The organism is Pseudomonas bohemica, assembly GCF_002934685.1.
GTDB classification, from domain to species: Bacteria; Pseudomonadota; Gammaproteobacteria; order Pseudomonadales; family Pseudomonadaceae; genus Aquipseudomonas; species Aquipseudomonas bohemica.
Map to the genome: position 1 here is coordinate 87,867 of NZ_NKHL01000117.1, position 19,124 is coordinate 106,990.

The following is a 19,124-nucleotide window of genomic DNA, read 5'->3' on the forward strand; positions in this document are numbered from 1 at the left end:
CGCGCCGGATTTGTCACAGGCAGTCGTTACTGTCGTCGGCCAGGGCAACAGGCCCACCTACTAAAAAGGACTGCAAACGTGTCTATTTCTTTGTTTTCCAAAGGCTTGCTGTTAGGAGCCGGCCTGACGCTCGCCGTCGGTGCTTACGCGGACTCCACCGTCCGCATTTATAACTGGTCCGATTACATCGGTACCACGACCCTGGCGGATTTCGAGTCCACCACCGGGATCAAGACCAAATACGATGTCTTCGACTCCAACGAAACCCTGGAAGGCAAGCTGCTTGCCGGTCGCACGGGTTATGACGTGGTCGTGCCCTCCAACCACTTCCTTGGCAAACAGATCAAGGCCGGTGCGTTTCAGAAACTCGACAAGTCGCAACTCCCCAACTACAAAAACCTCGATCCCGAACTGATGAAGCGCCTGGAGAAAAACGATCCGGGCAATCAGTACGCGGTGCCCTACTTGTGGGGCACCAACGGCATAGGTTTCAACGTCGACAAGATCAAGCAAGTGCTGGGCGTCGACACCATCGATTCATGGGCGGTGCTGTTCGAACCCGAGAACATCAAGAAGCTGCAGAAATGCGGCGTCGCATTCCTCGACTCGGCTGACGAGATGATGCCCGCAGTGCTGAACTACATGGGCAAGAACCCAAACAGCACTGACGAGAAGGATTACAAGGCTGCTGAAGACAAGCTGCTGAAAATCCGTCCTTACGTGACCTACTTCAATTCGTCGAAATACATCACCGATCTGGCCAACGGCGACATCTGCATCGCGGCCGGATTCTCCGGCGATGTGTTCCAGGCCAAGGCGCGTGCAGAAGAAGCAGGCAAGGGCGTGAACATTGCCTATTCGATTCCAAAAGAGGGCGGCAACCTGTGGTTCGACATGCTGGCGATTCCGGCCGACGCCCCGGACGTCAAGGCCGCCCACGCGTTCATCAACTACATCCTCAAACCGGAGGTGATCGCCAAGGTCAGTGACCAGGTCGGTTACGCCAACCCGAACCCCGCTTCGGGCGAGTTGATGGATCAGGAAATCCGCAATGACGAGGCTGTCTATCCATCGGCGGATGTGCAGAAGCGTCTGTATGTCAATTTCGAGTTGCCACCGAAAATCCAGCGCTTGATGACGCGTAGCTGGACCAAGATCAAATCCGGTAAATAAAGACCTGGCGACCGGCCGCATGGGTCGGGCGCACAAACAGTTGGGAGTTTCACCCATGGCAGTTGCCTCCGGCGCCTACAAAAAAGCCCTTGAGGGTGGTCAGCAACCTAAACCGGTGCTGGTCAAAATCGATCGGGTCACGAAAAAGTTCGATGAGACGGTTGCTGTGGACGATGTGTCTCTGCAGATCAACAAGGGCGAGATATTCGCCTTGCTTGGCGGTTCCGGCTCAGGCAAATCCACGCTGCTGCGTATGCTCGCCGGTTTCGAGCGGCCGACCGAGGGGCGGATTTTCCTCGACGGCGTCGATATCACCGACATGCCGCCGTACGAACGTCCGATCAACATGATGTTCCAGTCCTACGCGCTGTTCCCGCACATGACCGTGGCGCAGAACATCGCCTTCGGCCTGCAACAGGACAAGCTACCCAAGAACGAGGTTGAAGCCCGTGTGGCCGAGATGCTCAAACTGGTGCAGATGACACAGTACGCCAAGCGCAAGCCGCATCAACTCTCTGGCGGCCAGCGTCAGCGCGTGGCATTGGCGCGTTCATTGGCCAAGAAGCCGAAACTGTTGCTGCTCGACGAGCCAATGGGTGCGCTGGACAAGAAGCTGCGTTCGCAGATGCAGCTGGAGCTGGTGGAGATCATCGAGCGCGTCGGCGTGACCTGTGTAATGGTGACCCACGACCAGGAAGAGGCCATGACCATGGCCCAGCGTATCGCGATCATGCACCTGGGCTGGATCGCGCAGATTGGCAGTCCGGTGGATATCTACGAAACCCCGACCAGCCGTCTGGTCTGTGAATTCATCGGCAACGTCAACCTGTTCGACGGCGAAGTGATCGAGGACATGGAAGGCCACGCGCTGATCCGCAGCCCCGAGCTTGAGCGCAATATCTACGTCGGCCACGGCATCAGCACCTCGGTGGAAGACAAGCACATCACCTATGCGATTCGCCCGGAAAAACTGCTCATCACCACCGAGCAACCCACTCATGAATACAACTGGTCGCGCGGCAAGGTGCACGACATCGCCTACCTGGGCGGTCACTCGGTGTTTTACGTGCAGCTGACCTGCGGCAAGCTGGTTCAGTCCTTCGTCGCCAACGCCGAACGCCGTGGCGCACGCCCGACCTGGGAAGATGAAGTCTTCGTCTGGTGGGAAGACGACAGCGGCGTGGTACTGCGCTCATGAAAATCCGAAAAATCAAACGTGCGCTCAATCGAATAACGCCCAATGGCCGTCAGGCGGTCATCGGGGTTCCCTTCCTGTGGCTGTTCCTGTTCTTTGCGCTGCCGTTTCTGATTGTCATCAAGATCAGCTTCGCGGAAGCCGACGTCGCCATTCCGCCCTACACCGAGAGCTTCACCTACGCCGAGCAAAAGCTCGACATCGTGCTCAACTTCGCCAACTACGCGTTGCTGACAGGGGACGACCTGTACATCTCGGCGTACCTGGGCTCGTTGAAGATGGCCTTCTTCAGCACCTTGCTGTGCCTGTTGATCGGCTATCCGATGGCTTACGGCATCTCCATTGCGCGTAAGGAAATGCAGACCGTGCTGTTGCTGCTGATCATGATGCCGACCTGGACCGCGATCCTGATCCGCGTCTATGCCTGGATGGGCATCCTCAGCAACAACGGCCTGCTCAATGCCTTCCTGATGTGGCTGGGAGTGATCAACGAGCCGTTGCAGATCCTCAATACCAACTTGGCCGTATACATCGGCGTGGTCTATTCGTATCTGCCGTTCATGATCCTGCCGCTGTACGCCAACCTGGTGAAACACGATCAAAGCCTGCTGGAAGCCGCATCCGACCTTGGGTCGAGCACCTTCAACAGCTTCTGGAAAATCACCGTGCCGCTGTCCAAGAACGGCATCATCGCCGGGTGCATGCTGGTGTTCATTCCGGTGGTGGGCGAGTTTGTCATCCCTGAATTGCTGGGCGGCCCCGAGACGCTGATGATCGGTAGAGTCCTGTGGCAAGAGTTCTTCAACAACCGCGACTGGCCGGTGGCGTCTTCGCTGGCGGTGGTGATGCTGTTGATCCTCATCGTGCCGATCATTCTGTTTAACCGTAGCCAGGCCAAAGAACTGGAGGGCAAGGCATGAGAGGCTTCCGATTCTCGAACCTGATGTTGGTACTGGGCCTGCTGTTCATCTACGCACCCATGGTCATTCTGGTTATCTACTCGTTCAACGCCTCGAAACTGGTGACGGTCTGGGGTGGTTGGTCGGTGAAGTGGTACGTCGGCCTGCTCGACAACACGCAGCTAATGTCCGCTGTGGCGCGCTCGCTGGAAATCGCTTGCTACACCTCGGTGGCGGCCGTCGCGCTGGGCACCATGGCAGCGTTCGTTCTGACCCGCGTGACACGCTTCAAGGGCCGTACGTTCTTCGGAGGCCTGGTCACGGCGCCTCTGGTCATGCCTGAGGTCATTACCGGTCTGTCGCTGTTGCTGCTGTTCGTAGCGATGGCGCAGTTGATCGGCTGGCCGCAGGAACGTGGCATCGTCACCATCTGGATCGCCCACACGACGTTCTGTGCGGCGTATGTAGCGGTGGTGGTGTCGGCGCGGTTGCGTGAGCTGGACATGTCCATCGAAGAGGCCGCCATGGACCTTGGCGCGCGTCCATGGAAGGTGTTCTTCCTGATCACCATCCCGATGATCGCGCCATCGTTGGCAGCGGGCGGCATGATGTCCTTCGCCCTGTCGCTGGACGATCTGGTATTGGCAAGCTTCGTCTCTGGACCCGGCTCCACGACCCTGCCAATGGAAGTGTTCTCGGCCGTGCGTCTGGGCGTGAAGCCTGAGATCAATGCGATTGCCAGCTTGATCCTGCTGGCGGTGTCGATCGCGACATTCCTGGTTTGGTTCTTCAGCCGCCGCGCTGAAAACAATCGCAGAAAGGCCATTCAACAAGCCATCGAAGAAGCGGCAGCCGATAGCTGGAAACAACCGGATGCACGGCGTGCGCAGGTGGTTGAGCCGGTTTGATTTGAGCTGGCAAGCCATACATACCCTGTGGGAGTGAACTCGCTCACGAATAGGTCTGTACATTCACCGCGTCTGTGGCGGCTGAAAGTCAGTCTTCGTGAGCAAGCTCACTCCCACAGTGGTATGGGTTCTGATTCTTGAGTCATGCCCACGCTCTGCGTGGGAGTGATCAAAACAGTGAGCGGTGCTGCTAGCGACTCGGCACCAACCTCAACACCTCTTTGCTATTGCCCGCCACATCCCCCTCACTGAACCGCTCCGGCATGTACTGGCCGTTGACGTAGGCCTTTGCCTGATCGGCATAGTGCTTGTCGAACAGCACGCCGCTTTGCCCGACCGGGTTGATGCCGAGCGCGTGGGCGGGGTCGGCGAAGTCGATCAGGCGTCTTGTCGAAGGCCCGTAGGTCACCGGCCACGGCGCGGCGGTGATGCTTGCCGACAGATTGTTTGGCACTTCGTGAGTACCGGGTGCGGCGAACTTGCCGACGTTGAACAGCATATCCAGCGGTGGCTGGCGACCCAGTGGGTGTTCGTGAGTCAGGGTATGCGCCTTGCCCCATGTCCATTCGTCCGGGTTCACGCCGTACAACGATTTGAGATGTGAGACCGTCGCGTGCCAGGCCACTTTCACCGTGTTGTCGCGGTTTTCGGGGGCGGGGGAGTTGCGATTGTTCCACCACGGCGAATTCGCGTCTGCGGCCAGACGCGGCAATGCCATATCGATCACCCGCGTCGACAGCAGCGTCGCGAACATCCCGTCGCCCAGTTCGTCGTGGAAGGTCTGGTCGCTCAGGTTGAAGAGGAATTGATTGAACAGCGTCGCACCGACCGAATCCGCCGGGTAATCGCCTCTCCAGGCCGCAAGGCGTTCGATCAGATCGTGCTCTTCGGGGTCGCTGATGACCCGTCGCAGCACCGGAATCAGCGGTGTGAGAATCTGCGCGGCATAGTCAGTCTTAGTGCCCAGTTGCAGCGCCTTGCTATTTTCCAGGTTCCATTTCACTGAGTTGTCGCTCAGCTGTTTGTCCAGCTGGCGGCCCCGTTCCGCGAGGTTGTAGTAGCCGGGAATCTCCATGCCCGTGGGCGAAACCGGCTGGAAGTTGGCTGACACGATATAGCCGCGCGCAGGGTTTTCTTCCTGGGGGTTGGCGCTGAACGGGTAGAAGCCGTTCTTGTCCGCCTGATCGGCGCTTCCGTCGAGGATAAAGGTCGGGTCCACTCCGGTCGGGCGCCTGGGCAACTGCGCTGCCGCCCACCAGCCGATGTCGCCTTTGGCGTTGGCATAGACCACATTCAAGCCAGGCGATTGAATCTTCTCGGCGGCGCTGCGCATCTTGTTCAGCGTGTCCGCCCGGTTGGCTTCGTAGAAACCTTGCAGGATCGGGTTCTGCGACTCCAGGAACGACCACCACAGGGCAATGGGTGTGTCGGCGTGCTCCTGAATGCCGCTGGCGCTCAGGACGTCATTGACGATCGGGCCATGGGGCGACTGGCGCAAGGTAAACGTGACCGGCGACTCGCCTTTGACCTTGATCTGTTCCGTGCGCGAGGTCATGTCGATCCATGCGCCGTGGTACCAGATCTGATTGGAATTGTCGGGGTTGACCTTCTCGGCGATCAGGTCGACATCGTCGTTCTGAAACATGGTCAGGCTCCAGCCGAAATCCATGTTGTGGCCGAGCAGGGCGAACGGGTTGAGCGCCTGAAAATGCCCGTACAGCTCAAAATCCGGCGCCGACAAGTGCGCCTCGTACCAGACCGCAGGCACCGAGAAGCGAATGTGCGGGTCGCCTGCCAATATCGGCTTGCCGCTCTGGGTCCGGCTGCCCGACACCGCCCAGGCATTGCTGCCTTCGAATTGCGGGAGACCGACGTCTTCCAGCGCCTGCGCACTGAGCAGCGCCAGATCGCTCAGGCCTTTCCAGTCCTTGTTGCTCAGAACGGGGTTTGGGTGCAGCGCACCCTGAGGCTGCCAGTCCAGATCGAAGACTTTCAGGTAATCCGGGCCGAGTTGATCGCGAATGTAGGTCACCAGAGGGTCGGTACGAAACGCGGCGGCGAAGCTGTACGCCAGATAGCCGCCGATGCTCAGGGTGTCTTCGGCGGTAAATGGTCGCTCGTCGATGCCCAGCACGTCGAATTCAATGGGTTTGGGGTGGCTCGTCTGATATTGGTTCACCCCGTCCAGATAGGCTTGCAGCGCCTTCCAGACGGGGGTGTTCTTGTCCTGACGGGCGACGTATTCGTCAGCGTGCTCGCGAATGCGCAGGCTGCGGAACAATTTGTCGGTGTTCACCAGTTTCGGTCCGAGCACTTCGGCCAGTTCACCACGGGCCAGTCGGCGCAGGATCTCCATCTGGAACAGCCGATCCTGAGCATGGACATAGCCCAGCGTGCGGTACAGATCGTCCTGATTGTCGGCCTTGATGTGCGGCACCCCGCGCTCGTCGTAGCGCACACTGACCGGCGCATGAAGCTGGCTCAGGGAAATCTCGCCGTCGCGCACCGGCTGCTTGCTGTGGATATACCAGGCTCCGCCGCCTGCGATCAGGATGACCACAAGGGCGATGACGGAAAGGCTGCGTTTCATCCGGCGGCTCGAAAAATCAGTGAGAAGCCCGGAAGGCTACAGATTTGTGGCTTGGCTGTGTAGCCGCTCATGGCGCCAGACATCGTAGGCGCGCTTGCCCGCGATGGCAGGTTACGTGATGTGTCTGACACACCGCCGCGCCCTATTCGTGGGTAAGCGCGCTCCTACAGGTTCGACAGTGAGTCGGTTTGGGATTGGGTTAAGCTTGCTCCAACTCAACCAGAGTCCTCCCCATGCGAATTTCACCCTGCGGCCTGGCGCTGTTACTGACACTGGCCTGCTCCCATGCGTTGGCCTTCACGGGTCCTAAACCCGGTGATGTCGTTGAGGTCAGCCTCGAACAGGTGCATCCGACTCAGGCAGTCATCGGTTTCGATCAGGTCTATTACAAGCTCGAACGCTTCGCCAAGGATCGGCAGAAGCTGTTTGACGAGATCTGCGAGAACAACGGCCAGGACGAGGCCAAGCCAATCAATGACAGCGCTGATCCGCTGAGACCGGAAAGCTTCGCCTGCAAGGACCAGCCAAACGCGCATCCGCAGGAGATGAGCACCGTGGTGGTCGGCCCCGACGGCCAGTTCTATCTCACCGACGGGCATCACATTTTCAGCGCGCTCTGGGAGCAAGCTGGTGCCGGCCCGCAGATGAAGATGAACGTGCGGGTTACCGACGTTTTCAGCGACAGCGCGGACATGGCGACTTTCTGGACGCGGATGCAGCAGGCGCACAAGGTCTGGCTCAAGGACGGCAACGGACAGTCGATTTCCCCCGATCAGTTGCCCGCGCATGTCGGCTTGCAATCGATGCACAATGACATCCTGCGCAGCGTGGTTTATTTCGTTCGCGGCGCGGCTTACGACAAGCCGACGTCAGGCGACGTTTCGCCGGAATTCCTGGAGTTTTACTGGGCCGATTGGCTGCGGGGCCAGCTTGAGCTTGCTGACTTCAATCTCAGCGAGCGCAGCGGCTACCACCGGGCGTTGCAGGTGGCGAGCGATCTGATGGTCAAACCGCCGTTGAGCAAGCCGGTGGGCGGCGGCATGACGGCCAAACAGCTGGGTGGCTTCAAGTCGGTCAGGCGCAAAGTATTGACCGAGACAGCTAATGAAAAACTGCCGCTGGTGATTGATTACAAGGATACCCATTGAATCCTTGAGTTGAACCGCAATGGTTGCCCTGAGGCAGGATCACCCCCCCGCACCGCTCCACAGGGAAAATGCGGTGCCCCAGGGATATGGGTCAGCCGGCACCTGACCACGGGCAATAACACCCCACCGCCATCGTGTGCGTCGCATCGACCGGTCGATCTGCCTCGAGCGCCTGTAGAATCGGCTCGATGAAACTGTTCTGCGAATTGCACACCAGCCCTTCGCTATACGGCCCGAAATAGGCGAGGTGGCCTTGTCGGTCCCAGATCGCCACGGCCGGGGTTGAAGTAATGCGCTCGGCCCCCGGCAGACTGTCCAGAAGCTTGATGGCGCTCAAATTCGCGGGCAGTTGTCCGTGAGTCCCTGGCTTTTGCAATGCGTAGAAATCCACGCCGCCACCCCCCGCAAAGTGCTCGACCAACTCGCTCAGGTGCTGCTGATTGCCGACGCTGCATGGGCAGGCCGGATCCCAGATGTGCACCACACGAATCCGCCCCGGCCCGGCCAGTTCGGGCGGCAGCCGCAATGTATCTCCTGCAAACAACGCCGTTTGTTCACTGAACGCACGCACGTATCGAGCCTCAAACCATTTGTAACCCAGCCACAAGGCTGCCGCACAGACCACGGCGATCAGCGCGAGCAATACGGTGCGACGTCGGGCGAGTGAAGGAGCAGTCATGGGCTGGCTTCGATTGGGGTGACGTAGCTTGCCACGCCTGTGAGGACGGAAGAAACTCACGAGGATGCGTCACTTGTGAGTTTCTATCTGCCTGATGTGGAATGCCGATGCCCAACACGTTCGACCCCGATCACCTGCGCGCCGGCCTGCAACCGCTGAGTGCAAAGCTGGCGCCCACGCAGGAGGAGCTTGCTTACCAGCGCTTCTACAGCCTGGAGGGGCTTGGGCGTGACGGGCGGGTCAGCAGTCGCCTGGGCCGTTTCGAGATTGGCGGCTACGAGATCGTCACCCAACTGTGGGCCCCGGAACATCCGGTGGCGACGCTGGTGCTGGTGCACGGGTTCTACGACCATATGGGGCTGTATCGGCATGTCATCGAGTGGGCGCTGGAGCTCGGCTTTGCGGTGATTTCCTGCGATTTACCGGGGCATGGCCTGTCCAGTGGCCCTCGGGCAAGCATCACCGATTTTGTCGAGTATCAGGTGGTGCTCGACCGGCTGTTCGCCGAGGCAGACATCCTGCAGCTGCCCAAACCCTGGCACCTCTGCGGGCAAAGCACCGGCGGAGCGATCGTGATCGACCATCTGCTCAATCATGGGGACGAAAGCCCGGCGCAAGGGCAGTCGATTTTACTCGCGCCGCTGGTCCGGCCGCGTGGCTGGGCCTGGTCCAAGGTTAGCTATTACCTGCTGCGTGCCTTCGTCAAAGGCATCGACCGACGCTTCAGCGAGAACTCCAATGCGCCTGCCTTCCTGCCGTTTCTGATGGCCGACCCGTTGCAACCCCGGCGCTTGCCGACCGTCTGGGTGGGCGCGCTGGCCAAGTGGATCGAGCGCATCGAAAACGCCCCGCGCAGCCGACGCAGCCCACTGATCGTGCAGGGCGAGTCGGACATGACCGTGGACTGGAGTCATAACCTGGCGGTGCTCAACGACAAATTCGACCACCCTCAGATCTTCATGCTGCACGAAGCACGGCATCATCTTGCCAACGAACTGCCAGAGTTGAGGGCGCAGTTTTTCGGGTTTTTGACGCAGCGGATGGGGTAGGTCGCTAAGCGAAGATGCGGTTACTTCACACTCTGGCCCACCGCCAACCCCGCTCGAATCGCGGCCAGCGCTGCCTGATAATAGGCCTTGCCTTCGTGGGATTCGGCAAAGGTCGAGAACTCTTCCAGCTCTGCGTCGGACAGGTCGCGATAGACGTACAGCAGCGTGTTGTTCATGTCATTGGCGATCTGCGCCATCAGTCGTTGGCGCTGGCCGTCGAGCATGCCCTGGGTCGAACCGCCCCCCATCAACCCCGGAATCATCGAACTCAGGCTGTCCGCCGCCACGCCGGCAATCGCCAGGCTGACTTCGGCGCCGGCTTCCTTGGCGGGGAGGGCGTTGGCCAGATGGCCGATGATCAACATGCGGTTGTCACTGGCCTGCATCTTTGGCAAGCCTTGCGCGTTTTTCGCCAGTTGATCGGGCCGGGTTGCGGTCAGCTCGGCATTGACGATCTTGCGGCCCAGGGGGGACTGGAAGAATTGCAGCGCAGGGTTCGGATCCTGCAACGTCTGCCGCAGTTTTTGCTCGGCGCGCTGATCCATCGCCTGTGGCGCGAAGCGCTGATTGCTGTTGTTGACCAGCGCATCGAACACGGCCGGCGGCAGGCTGTTTTTGTAGCGCTGTTGCGCGGCATTGAGAGCGTCGTTGAAATGCGCGCGTTGTTCTGGCCAGCCGGCGACCTTGTACAACTGGTCGTGGCCGTCTGCCCAGGCGGGCATGGTGCAGAACATCAACAGCAGGAAAAACAGACGGCGCATTAGAGACTCCTGTCGGCAGGCCGCTATTCTCGGCGGGGCGGCGGGGATTTGTCGAGTTAACAAGTTGCCAGACCCCAAGAAAAACCGTGGGTTCGGCGATCCTGCGTGTAAAACGGTTGCAGGGTTTTAGCCGCGCAAAAATATTCTTTCGCCGGCAGACCGCGGGCTCTGTTGGATTGATCGGCGTGTGGATACTATGCGCGCCATGCACATATCCCCTGATCAAGCACTGCTGACAAGAATCGTCGACGACCTGGCCGAGCGTGGCTGGTCGCAGCAGGACATCTTTCTACCTCAAGCGCTGACCCGCGAACTGGCCCTTGAGTGTCGCAAACGCGCGGCCGAAGGCGAGCTGGCCCCGGCGGCGGTCGGGCGCGGCCCTGCCCAGGAAGTGCGCGAGGGGATTCGTGGCGATCACATCCAGTGGCTTGAACCGGGTCAGGCCGAGCCGTGCGATCGGTATCTGCAGTTGATGGACAGCTTGCGACAGGCACTCAATCGCGGGCTGTTTCTGGGGCTGGAAGATTTCGAAGCCCACTTCGCGATGTATCCGCCGGGAGCGTTTTATCGCAGGCACGTCGACCGCTTTCGCGACGATGACAAGCGCATGGTCTCGGCGGTGATCTATCTCAACGATCCCTGCTGGCAGCCCGAAGACGGCGGGCAGTTGCGCATGTTCTTCAAGGACGGGGTAGAGCACGATGTGCAACCGGTTGGCGGGTGTCTGGTGGTGTTTCTGTCGGGCGACATGCCCCATGAAGTGCTGCCTGCCACGCGGGATCGTCTGTCGCTGACCGGCTGGTTCCGGCGGCGGGGGAATGAGCCGTTTGAGTTGTAGAAGCCGACGCAATTCAAAGCTCGTACAAGAGCATCGCCAAACATGAAACCTTCTATATAAAGCCACTCTTACCGCGCCTGGAATCCCGGATCCGACTAAGGTCAATACCGCGCCAAGGCGTTTGCCTCGAAGCCTCCTGAACCGAGCCTTCAGGCTCACGGTCCCAGTTGAGCATCTATAACAACCAAAACGGGAGAGATCATGAAGACCTTATTTGCAAGAACTGCCCTTGCTGGCCTGCTGTTGGGCTCGGCATTCATGGCGCAGGCGGCCGACGTGCCGCGTACGCCGTCGCCCGCCGGGGCCGAGGTCTACATCATCTCGCCCAAGGATGGAGCGGTGGTCAGCGGCGCGTTCAAGGTTCAGTTCGGGCTCAAGGGGATGGGTGTCGCGCCTGCGGGCGTCGATGTGCCAGAGACCGGGCATCATCACCTGCTGATCGACGTCAAGGATCAGCCCGACATGAACGCGCCGCTGCCGACCACCGATAACATCCGCCATTTCGGCAAAGGCCAGACCGAAACGGAACTCAACCTCACCCCAGGCCAACACACCCTGCAATTGCTGGTCGGTGACAAGAACCACGTGCCGCTGAGCCCGGTGGTCGAGTCGCAGAAGATCACGGTCACCGTGAAGTGATGTCCGATTGCGAACTCGATCAACGGTAGGGGCGCTTGCCCGCGTTCTGGCGTGTCAGATGCGGATATGTTGACTGAAACCATGCAATCGTACCGCCGCTGCCAGACCAAGCGCGCTTCTATGAGATAAAGCGTCGACATTATGCGCAGGCACAAAAAAGGAGACTCGAAAGTCTCCTTTTTCACGGCCCTGAAACAGCGGCTTAGAACAGGACGCGGCTGCGGATGGTGCCTTTGATGTGTTGCAGCTTCTCTTGCGCCAGGTCCGAATACTCGGCGTCGACGTCGATGACCACGTAACCGACTTTCTCGTTGGTCTGCAGGAACTGACCGGAGATGTTGATGCCGTTTTCCGCGAACACCTTGTTGATCTCGCTGAGCACGCCCGGAATGTTCTCGTGGATGTGCAGCAGGCGGTGCTTGCCAGGGTGAGCCGGCAGGGCCACTTCCGGGAAGTTGACCGAGGACACCGACGTACCGTTGTCGCTGTACTTGACCAGCTTCTCTGCCACTTCCAGACCGATGTTGGCCTGCGCCTCGGCAGTCGAGCCACCGATGTGCGGTGTCAGGATCACGTTGTCCAGGCCGCGCAGCGGGCTTTCGAAGATGTCGTCGTTGGAGCGCGGCTCGACCGGGAACACGTCGATCGCGGCGCCGATCAGGTGCTGGTCCTTGATCGCACGGGCCAGCGCTTCCAGTTCCACCACGGTGCCGCGCGCGGCGTTGATCAGGATCGCGCCTTTCTTCATCGCGCGGATTTCTTTCTCGCCGATCATCCATTGAGTGGATGGCAGCTCAGGCACATGCAGAGAAACGATGTCGGCCAGACCCAACAGCTCGTTCAGGCTCGACACCTGAGTGGCGTTGCCCAGTGGCAGCTTGGTCAGCGGGTCGAAGAAGAAAACCTGCATGCCCAGGCTTTCGGCCAGGACCGACAACTGAGTACCGATCGAGCCGTAGCCGATGATGCCCAGCTTCTTGCCACGAATCTCGAAGGAGTTGGCAGCGCTCTTGATCCAGCCACCGCGATGGCAGGAAGCGTTTTTCTCGGGGATGCCGCGCAACAGCAGGATCGCCTCGGCCAGCACCAGTTCGGCGACCGAACGGGTGTTGGAGTACGGCGCGTTGAACACGGCGATACCGCGCTCGCGGGCAGCGTCCAGGTCAACCTGGTTGGTACCGATGCAGAAGCAGCCAACCGCGACCAGTTTCTTGGCGCTGTCGAAGATTTCTTCGGTCAGTTGGGTGCGAGAGCGAATGCCGACGAAGTGAGCGTCGGCAATCTTTTCCTTCAGTTCGGCTTCCGGCAGAGACTTGGTGTGGTACTCGATGCTGGTGTAACCGGCGGCCTTGAGGACGTCGACTGCGGATTGATGAACGCCTTCGAGAAGAAGGAACTTGATCTTGCTCTTGTCGAGGGAAGTCTTGCTCATCTGCGTAAACCTGTGTCCCGGAGAAAAATGGCAGGGAGTGGACAGCGCACGCTGGCCTCACGGCGCAACGGCGCCTTCGCAGGTCGGCCTCAGGCACGTCTCTGCGGGGGCGGTATGCTAGCATATGTGCCCCGCTAAATACCCCTTCCTGCGACGTGAGCCGTTCTCAGGATGACCATGAATCGTTCGAGAGTTCCTTGATGACACAGTCTGCGTTGATAGAAGAACTTAAGTCCCTGGTCGAGCCTGGCAAGGTCCTGACCGATGCCGATTCCCTCCAGGCCTATGGCAAGGACTGGACCCGGCAATACGCCCCCGCGCCGAGCGCCATCGTCTTCCCGAAAACCACCGAGCAGGTCCAGGCCATCGTCCGCTGGGCCAACCAGCACAAGGTCGCGCTGGTGCCGTCGGGCGGCCGCACCGGGCTCTCCGCCGCGGCGGTTGCGATGAATGGCGAAGTGGTCGTCTCGTTCGACTACATGAACCAGATTCTCGAACTCAACGTCACCGACCGCACCGTGCGTTGCCAGCCGGGCCTGGTCACCAAACAGCTGCAGAACTTCGCGGAAGAAAACGGCCTTTATTACCCGGTGGATTTCGCCTCGTCCGGCTCCAGCCAGATTGGCGGCAACATCGGCACCAATGCTGGCGGGATCAAGGTCATTCGTTACGGCATGACCCGCAACTGGGTATCGGGCCTGAAGGTCGTCACGGGCAAGGGCGACATCCTTGAACTGAACAAGGACCTGATCAAGAACGCCACCGGCTACGACTTGCGTCAGCTGTTCATCGGCGCCGAAGGCACGCTGGGGTTCGTGGTCGAAGCCACGATGCGTCTGGATCGCGCGCCGAACAACCTGACTTGCATGGTCCTTGGTACGCCGGACTTCGATTCGATCATGCCCGTGCTGCACGCCTTCCACGGCAAACTCGACCTCACCGCGTTCGAGTTCTTCTCCGACAAGGGCCTGGCCCGCATCTTGGCGCGCGGTGATGTGCCCGAGCCGTTCGCAACCAAAACGCCGTTCTATGCCTTGCTGGAATTCGAAGCGAGCAACGAAGACATCGCCAATCAGGCGCTGGAAACCTTCGAATACTGCGTGGAGCAGGGCTGGGTCATCGATGGCGTGATGAGTCAGAGCAAGCAGCAACTGCAGAACCTCTGGAAACTGCGCGAATACCTGTCCGAAACCATCTCTCACTGGACCCCGTATAAAAACGACATCTCGGTCACCGTCTCGAAGGTTCCGGCGTTCCTCAACGAGATCGACGCCATTGTCAGTGAGCACTACCCTGACTTCGAGGTGGTCTGGTACGGCCACATCGGAGATGGCAATCTGCACCTGAACATCCTCAAACCGGAAGATCTGCCGAAAGAGGAGTTCTTCGCCAAATGTGCGACGGTCAACAAGTGGGTCTTCGAGATCGTCGAGAAGTACAACGGTTCGATCTCTGCTGAGCATGGCGTGGGCCTGGTCAAGCGCGATTACCTCGAATACAGCCGCTCGCCCGTGGAAATCGAGTACATGAAAGCGGTAAAAACCGTGTTCGATCCGAACGGCATCATGAACCCTGGCAAGATCTTCGCGCTGTAAGCGCTGATCGGCCATACAAGACAAGCCCGCCCGACGTTGTAACAGACGCAGCAATAAAGGAACGCTCATGAGCTATCAGCACAAGTATGTCGATGGAACCAAGGTTCACTTCCCACTGGGCAAGGTGGTCTGCATCGGCCGCAACTATGCCGAGCACGCCAAGGAGCTGGATAACCCGGTGCCGACCGAGCCGCTGCTGTTCATCAAGCCGGGTAGTTGCGTGGTCGAGATCGAGGGCGGTTTCAGCATTCCTCAGGATCGCGGGTCGGTGCATTACGAAGCTGAGATCGTGGTGCTGATCGGCAAGTCCCTGAGCAAGAATCCGGGCCGTGAAGAAGTGCTGGATGCGATCTCCGGTTTCGCGCCGGGTCTGGATCTGACGCTGCGTGACGTCCAATCCAAACTCAAAGAGAAAGGCCTGCCGTGGGAAATCGCCAAGTCGTTCGACGGCGCGGCGGTCATCGCCCCGTTCGTTTCGGCTGATGCCTACCCGGACCTGACCGATATCTCCATCCGCCTGACCGTCAACGGCGAAGTGCGACAGGACGGTAACAGCAGCCAGATGCTCAACCCGATCGTGCCGATGATTCAGCACATGGCTTCGCAATTTTCGCTGCAGGCGGGCGACGTGATCATGACCGGCACGCCAGCGGGCGTCGGTCCGTTCAATGTCGGTGATCGGATCGTGCTCGAGCTGCCGGGCAAAAGCCGCTTCGAAAGCGACGTGCGCTGATTCATATCGCGTTCGGCCAGCAGGCCGCCTGTGAGACATCGCAGGCGGCCTTTTTTATGCGCCAGACAACTCGCCGGGAGCCTCCTGATTGCCGTTTTTTTCACAATCAATCTGGATAATCCTGCGCCGACCGCAGCGCCGGGCGCTGTGCAATGCAATTCATTTTCGGAATCGTCTAGATGGCAGCTACTGATCAATCGCCGAGCAACACAAAGCGCCTGGGTTTTCACTGGTCCTGGCTGGTGATCGCCCTGGTGGTGATCCTCGTGGGGCTTTCCTACGCCTGGCATTGGGATGATCGCGGGGTGCTGTGGGTGCGGGAACAGACGGTCTCCGCGTCTGAGCGCAACGCCAGTGTCTGGCTGCCGGACTATCACGTTGTGATCGACGGCAAACCACTTGTAGGGCTGGAAAAGGACGAAGCGTCGGACCTTTCCTACGACGCTTCGAGCAACACCCTGTATTCGGTGATGGGCAAAAACGCATTCCTGGCGGAGCTGAGTCTGACGGGCGAGGTCTTGCGCAAGATTCCACTGGTAGGCTGGAGCAATCCGGAAGCTCTGGCGGTGCTCGGCAACGGTTTGATCGCCATTATTGATGAACGCCAGCACTTGGTGACCATGGTCACCGTGACGCCGGACACCAAGACCTTGAACATTGCCGACTTTCCCAAATATGACCTCGGCCCTTCGGCGGATCAGAACAAAGCGTTCGAGGGCATCGCGTGGGATCCGCACAACCAGCGGATCCTGCTCGGCGAAGAACGCCCGCCTGCGCTGTACAGCTGGAAATCGGATGGCAGCGCGGTGCTGCAGGGCGACAAGCTGAAAGTGCTGAACGACAACCTGATCATGCGCAACCTGTCTGCGCTGGATGTCGACGAGAAGACTGGGCACTTGCTGGCGCTGTCCGCCGAGTCGCACCTGCTGCTGGAACTGGACGCGAAGGGCAACGAGGTCAGCTTCATGGCGCTGGTGCGCGGCTTCCACGGCCTGAATCACACCATCCCGCGCGCCGAGGGTGTCACGATGGACGGCGAAGGCACGATCTACATGGTCAGCGAGCCGAATCTGTTTTATTCGTTCAAGAAGAAGTAAACGCGCTCCGATTGTGAAGCTTTGCGAGATACCCGCGGGAGTGAGTTTGCTCACGAAGAGGGTACCCGATACGACACATTATCTGTGCCTGTACTGGCCCTTTCGTGAGCAAGCCCACTTCCTCAGGATATGTATTTCACGTTGCGCCCGCGCCCATCCCCGCCTGCTTTGCCAGCATTAAGCCTCGCTTCAGACTAAGGTGCTATTAAAGCGACCCTATCTGAGTTCGAGCTTGATTCATGCGTCGTCTGTCCCCTTTGAAAACCGTTCTGTTGACTTTGCTGGTTGTGATTTTGCTGGCAGGGTCATGGGGCATCGCTCGCGAATACCGAGTGGTCGAGCGCGTCTGGTTCAACTGGCACGTCTTCTGGCAGGCCAGCGACGCGCAGGCCTTGGGGCTGGAAAATTATGAGGTGGCGATCGAGGCCAGTGTCATCACGGGCCTTGAAGACAACGTTTCGGCGTTGAGCTACGACCCGGATCGCAAAACCCTGTTTACGGTGACCAATAAGGCCCCCGAGCTGGTCGAGCTAAGTCTGGAGGGGAGCATCCTGCGGCGCATCCCGTTGACCGGCTTTGGCGACGCGGAAGCGGTGGAATACATCAGCCCCGGTATTTATGTCATCAGCGATGAGCACAGTCAGCGGCTGATCAAGGTTCAGGTCGACGACGACACGCTGTTTCTCGACTCCGCCGATGCAGAACAACTGACACTGGGTATTGATGCCGGCGGCAACAACGGTTTCGAAGGGCTGGCTTATGACAATCGGGGTAAGCGGCTGTTTGTCGCCAAAGAGCGCAGACCCGTGCAGATCATCGAAGTGCGCGGCTTTCCCAATCTCGATACGAACACGCCGAATGTCCTCGAAGTGACTTCCAGCAGAAAGCGCAATGCCGGGCTGTTCGTGCGCGACCTTTCGAGTTTGCAATTCGACGAGCGCAGCGGGCATCTGCTGGCGCTGTCCGATGAGTCTCGGCAGATACTGGAGCTGGACACCGAGGGCAGGCCGGTCGGCAATGTGTCATTGAGCAAGGGCAGCATGGGCCTGAGCAAGAGCGTGCCACAGGCCGAAGGCATCGCGATGGGCGAGGACGGGACGTTGTATCTGGTGAGCGAGCCGAACCTGTTTTATGTGTTCAGCAAGCACTGAGCGCTCACTCGCCCATTTATCGGCGTACACCGAATCTGTGGGAGTGAGCTTGCTCAAGAAGGGGCCAGTACATCCACTTCAGATGTGGAACTTGCAAGTCGGTCTTCGTGAGCAAGCTCACTCCCACAGGGGCATACGCTGGTCTCAAAAAAGCAGGTGTTGTTCAAGAATGATCAGCGGGTCAGGGTTTTCACGCCTTCCTCGGTGCCCAGCAGCAGCAAATCCGCCGAACGTGCTGCGAACAGGCCGTTGGTGACCACGCCGACGATGGCGTTGATCTGCGCTTCCAGCTCTACCGGGTTGGTGATGTTCATGTTGTGCACGTCGAGGATGATGTTGCCGTTATCGGTCAGCACGCCTTCGCGGTACACCGGGTCGCCGCCCAGTTTCACCAGTTGGCGCGCGACGTGGCTGCGGGCCATGGGGATGACTTCGACCGGCAAGGGGAACGCGCCGAGCACCGGGACCAGCTTGCTGCCGTCGGCGATGCAGATGAAGGTCTTGGCCACCGCCGCAACGATCTTCTCGCGGGTCAGGGCTGCACCGCCGCCCTTGATCAGGTTCAGGTGCTCGTCGGTTTCATCGGCGCCGTCGACGTAGAACTCCAGATCGCTGACGGTATTGAGTTCGTACACCGGAATACCGTGGCCTTTGAGGCGCGCGGCGGTGGCTTCGGAACTGGCAACCGCGCCATCGAATGCGCCCTTATGCTGGGCCAGCGCATCGATGAAACAATTGGCAGTGGAGCCGGTGCCGACGCCCACGATGCTTTTGTCGTCGAGTTTCGGAAGGATGAAGTCGACGGCGGCCTGGGCAACGGCCTGTTTGAGTTGATCCTGGGTCATACGGGTGGGCTCCAGTGGGAATGTCCCTTGTAGGAGCGCGCTTGCCCGCGATAGCGTTTTTTCATTCAGCTCATGTGTGACTGACACAACGCCTTCGCGGGCAAGTGCGCTCCTACAGGGGATAGCGATATGCCGAGGGCGGGCATTATAACGACATGCTGTCGTTAAAGCCTGAGTCTTGGTGTGGTCGTGCGTCGGGACGCGGGGTAGACTTCTGAGCCTTGCCCCTTCGCCAGCGATGCTTTTCCGATGCTCGAACAGTACGTCAAGAAAATCCTCACCTCCCGCGTCTACGACGTCGCCGTGGAAACCCCGCTGCAGGGCGCTCGTCAGCTGTCCGAGCGGCTCGGCAACCAGGTGTTGCTCAAGCGCGAGGACCTGCAACCAGTGTT

Annotated in this window: 18 protein-coding genes; 13 read left to right on the plus strand and 5 right to left on the minus strand. The window is 59.5% G+C overall.

Annotated features, from left to right (window positions below):
- The first annotated feature begins 78 nt into the window (after positions 1-78).
- From CE491_RS22205 to CE491_RS22220, 4 genes are read left to right on the plus strand one after another with little or no spacing between them, the layout of a single operon-like run.
- On the plus strand, positions 79-1,173 hold the full coding sequence (locus CE491_RS22205; protein ID WP_110950490.1) for a polyamine ABC transporter substrate-binding protein: 1,095 nt from the start codon (positions 79-81) through the stop codon (positions 1,171-1,173).
- A gap of 55 nt (positions 1,174-1,228) precedes the next feature.
- Positions 1,229-2,371, plus strand: a complete 1,143-nt coding sequence (gene potA, locus CE491_RS22210; RefSeq protein WP_110950491.1) for a polyamine ABC transporter ATP-binding protein — start codon at positions 1,229-1,231, stop codon at positions 2,369-2,371.
- Positions 2,368-3,288: an ABC transporter permease subunit gene (locus tag CE491_RS22215; protein WP_110950492.1), complete on the plus strand. Its 921-nt coding sequence runs from the start codon at positions 2,368-2,370 to the stop codon at positions 3,286-3,288. Before potA ends, CE491_RS22215 begins: the two co-directional genes overlap by 4 nt.
- Positions 3,285-4,175 carry an ABC transporter permease subunit gene (locus CE491_RS22220; protein WP_110950493.1) on the plus strand — a complete coding sequence of 297 codons (891 nt, stop codon included), beginning with the start codon at positions 3,285-3,287 and terminating at the stop codon, positions 4,173-4,175. The genes CE491_RS22215 and CE491_RS22220 overlap by 4 nt, the downstream gene beginning before the upstream one ends.
- Before the next feature lie 190 nt (positions 4,176-4,365).
- On the opposite strand, the gene CE491_RS22225 is transcribed toward CE491_RS22220, so the two are convergent.
- Positions 4,366-6,765, minus strand: coding sequence for a penicillin acylase family protein (locus tag CE491_RS22225; protein WP_110950494.1), 2,400 nt, complete (start codon positions 6,763-6,765; stop codon positions 4,366-4,368).
- A gap of 233 nt (positions 6,766-6,998) precedes the next feature.
- Here CE491_RS22225 and CE491_RS22230 point away from each other — a divergent pair, with 233 nt between their 5' ends.
- Positions 6,999-7,913 carry a ParB/Srx family N-terminal domain-containing protein gene (locus CE491_RS22230; RefSeq protein ID WP_110950495.1) on the plus strand — a complete coding sequence of 305 codons (915 nt, stop codon included), beginning with the start codon at positions 6,999-7,001 and terminating at the stop codon, positions 7,911-7,913.
- 91 nt (positions 7,914-8,004) lie between these two features.
- Here the strand turns inward: CE491_RS22230 and CE491_RS22235 are convergent, their stop codons facing one another.
- The gene (locus tag CE491_RS22235) at positions 8,005-8,592 is read right to left on the minus strand and encodes a DUF6436 domain-containing protein (RefSeq protein WP_110950496.1); all 588 of its coding nucleotides are present in this window, start codon (positions 8,590-8,592) and stop codon (positions 8,005-8,007) included.
- 107 nt (positions 8,593-8,699) lie between these two features.
- On the opposite strand from CE491_RS22235, the gene CE491_RS22240 reads away from it, so the two are divergent.
- On the plus strand, positions 8,700-9,641 hold the full coding sequence (locus tag CE491_RS22240) for a phospholipase BipL (RefSeq protein WP_110950497.1): 942 nt from the start codon (positions 8,700-8,702) through the stop codon (positions 9,639-9,641).
- Between the two features lie 20 nt (positions 9,642-9,661).
- Here CE491_RS22240 and CE491_RS22245 read toward each other — a convergent pair whose 3' ends face one another.
- Complete coding sequence (locus CE491_RS22245; protein ID WP_110950498.1) at positions 9,662-10,402, minus strand: DUF2059 domain-containing protein; 741 nt, start codon at positions 10,400-10,402, stop codon at positions 9,662-9,664.
- A 196-nt stretch (positions 10,403-10,598) separates the two neighbouring features.
- Between CE491_RS22245 and CE491_RS22250 the strand changes: the two genes are divergently transcribed.
- Together CE491_RS22250 and CE491_RS22255 are read left to right on the plus strand one after the other, a co-directional pair.
- Positions 10,599-11,240: a 2OG-Fe(II) oxygenase gene (locus CE491_RS22250; RefSeq protein ID WP_110950499.1), complete on the plus strand. Its 642-nt coding sequence runs from the start codon at positions 10,599-10,601 to the stop codon at positions 11,238-11,240.
- Positions 11,241-11,498: 258 nt separating this feature from the next.
- Positions 11,499-11,879 carry a DUF4399 domain-containing protein gene (locus CE491_RS22255; protein WP_407681360.1) on the plus strand — a complete coding sequence of 127 codons (381 nt, stop codon included), beginning with the start codon at positions 11,499-11,501 and terminating at the stop codon, positions 11,877-11,879.
- 202 nt (positions 11,880-12,081) lie between these two features.
- Here CE491_RS22255 and serA read toward each other — a convergent pair whose 3' ends face one another.
- Positions 12,082-13,311, minus strand: a complete 1,230-nt coding sequence (gene serA, locus CE491_RS22260) for a phosphoglycerate dehydrogenase (RefSeq protein ID WP_110950501.1) — start codon at positions 13,309-13,311, stop codon at positions 12,082-12,084.
- 200 nt (positions 13,312-13,511) lie between these two features.
- On the opposite strand from serA, the gene CE491_RS22265 reads away from it, so the two are divergent.
- The 4 genes from CE491_RS22265 to CE491_RS22280 all read left to right on the plus strand — a co-directional run bounded on the left by CE491_RS22265 (position 13,512) and on the right by CE491_RS22280 (position 17,887).
- Positions 13,512-14,906, plus strand: a complete 1,395-nt coding sequence (locus tag CE491_RS22265) for an FAD-binding oxidoreductase (RefSeq protein WP_110950502.1) — start codon at positions 13,512-13,514, stop codon at positions 14,904-14,906.
- A 67-nt stretch (positions 14,907-14,973) separates the two neighbouring features.
- Positions 14,974-15,639 (plus strand): fumarylacetoacetate hydrolase family protein, encoded by a 666-nt coding sequence (locus CE491_RS22270; RefSeq protein WP_110950503.1) that lies wholly within the window; start codon positions 14,974-14,976, stop codon positions 15,637-15,639.
- Positions 15,640-15,818: 179 nt separating this feature from the next.
- Positions 15,819-16,736 (plus strand): SdiA-regulated domain-containing protein, encoded by a 918-nt coding sequence (locus CE491_RS22275; protein ID WP_110950504.1) that lies wholly within the window; start codon positions 15,819-15,821, stop codon positions 16,734-16,736.
- 239 nt (positions 16,737-16,975) lie between these two features.
- Positions 16,976-17,887, plus strand: coding sequence for an SdiA-regulated domain-containing protein (locus CE491_RS22280; RefSeq protein WP_110950505.1), 912 nt, complete (start codon positions 16,976-16,978; stop codon positions 17,885-17,887).
- A gap of 173 nt (positions 17,888-18,060) precedes the next feature.
- Here the strand turns inward: CE491_RS22280 and rpiA are convergent, their stop codons facing one another.
- Positions 18,061-18,732: a ribose-5-phosphate isomerase RpiA gene (gene rpiA / locus CE491_RS22285; protein WP_110950506.1), complete on the minus strand. Its 672-nt coding sequence runs from the start codon at positions 18,730-18,732 to the stop codon at positions 18,061-18,063.
- A gap of 249 nt (positions 18,733-18,981) precedes the next feature.
- On the opposite strand from rpiA, the gene CE491_RS31305 reads away from it, so the two are divergent.
- Positions 18,982-19,124, plus strand: a 143-nt coding sequence (locus CE491_RS31305; RefSeq protein WP_199885216.1) for a hypothetical protein, incomplete at its 3' end; no start/stop codon positions are given.

Bases quoted from the DNA above. Each gene is read 5' to 3' on its own strand.
- potA (WP_110950491.1), top strand. From the start codon at position 1,229: ATGGCAGTTGCCTCCGGCGCCTACAAAAAAGCCCTTGAGGGTGGTCAG.
- CE491_RS22215 (WP_110950492.1), top strand. From the start codon at position 2,368: ATGAAAATCCGAAAAATCAAACGTGCGCTCAATCGAATAACGCCCAAT.
- CE491_RS22220 (WP_110950493.1), top strand. From the start codon at position 3,285: ATGAGAGGCTTCCGATTCTCGAACCTGATGTTGGTACTGGGCCTGCTG.
- CE491_RS22225 (WP_110950494.1), bottom strand. From the start codon at position 6,765: ATGAAACGCAGCCTTTCCGTCATCGCCCTTGTGGTCATCCTGATCGCA.
- CE491_RS22230 (WP_110950495.1), top strand. From the start codon at position 6,999: ATGCGAATTTCACCCTGCGGCCTGGCGCTGTTACTGACACTGGCCTGC.
- CE491_RS22235 (WP_110950496.1), bottom strand. From the start codon at position 8,592: ATGACTGCTCCTTCACTCGCCCGACGTCGCACCGTATTGCTCGCGCTG.
- CE491_RS22240 (WP_110950497.1), top strand. From the start codon at position 8,700: ATGCCCAACACGTTCGACCCCGATCACCTGCGCGCCGGCCTGCAACCG.
- CE491_RS22245 (WP_110950498.1), bottom strand. From the start codon at position 10,402: ATGCGCCGTCTGTTTTTCCTGCTGTTGATGTTCTGCACCATGCCCGCC.
- CE491_RS22250 (WP_110950499.1), top strand. From the start codon at position 10,599: ATGCGCGCCATGCACATATCCCCTGATCAAGCACTGCTGACAAGAATC.
- CE491_RS22255 (WP_407681360.1), top strand. From the start codon at position 11,499: ATGGCGCAGGCGGCCGACGTGCCGCGTACGCCGTCGCCCGCCGGGGCC.
- serA (WP_110950501.1), bottom strand. From the start codon at position 13,311: ATGAGCAAGACTTCCCTCGACAAGAGCAAGATCAAGTTCCTTCTTCTC.
- CE491_RS22265 (WP_110950502.1), top strand. From the start codon at position 13,512: ATGACACAGTCTGCGTTGATAGAAGAACTTAAGTCCCTGGTCGAGCCT.
- CE491_RS22270 (WP_110950503.1), top strand. From the start codon at position 14,974: ATGAGCTATCAGCACAAGTATGTCGATGGAACCAAGGTTCACTTCCCA.
- CE491_RS22275 (WP_110950504.1), top strand. From the start codon at position 15,819: ATGGCAGCTACTGATCAATCGCCGAGCAACACAAAGCGCCTGGGTTTT.
- CE491_RS22280 (WP_110950505.1), top strand. From the start codon at position 16,976: ATGCGTCGTCTGTCCCCTTTGAAAACCGTTCTGTTGACTTTGCTGGTT.
- rpiA (WP_110950506.1), bottom strand. From the start codon at position 18,732: ATGACCCAGGATCAACTCAAACAGGCCGTTGCCCAGGCCGCCGTCGAC.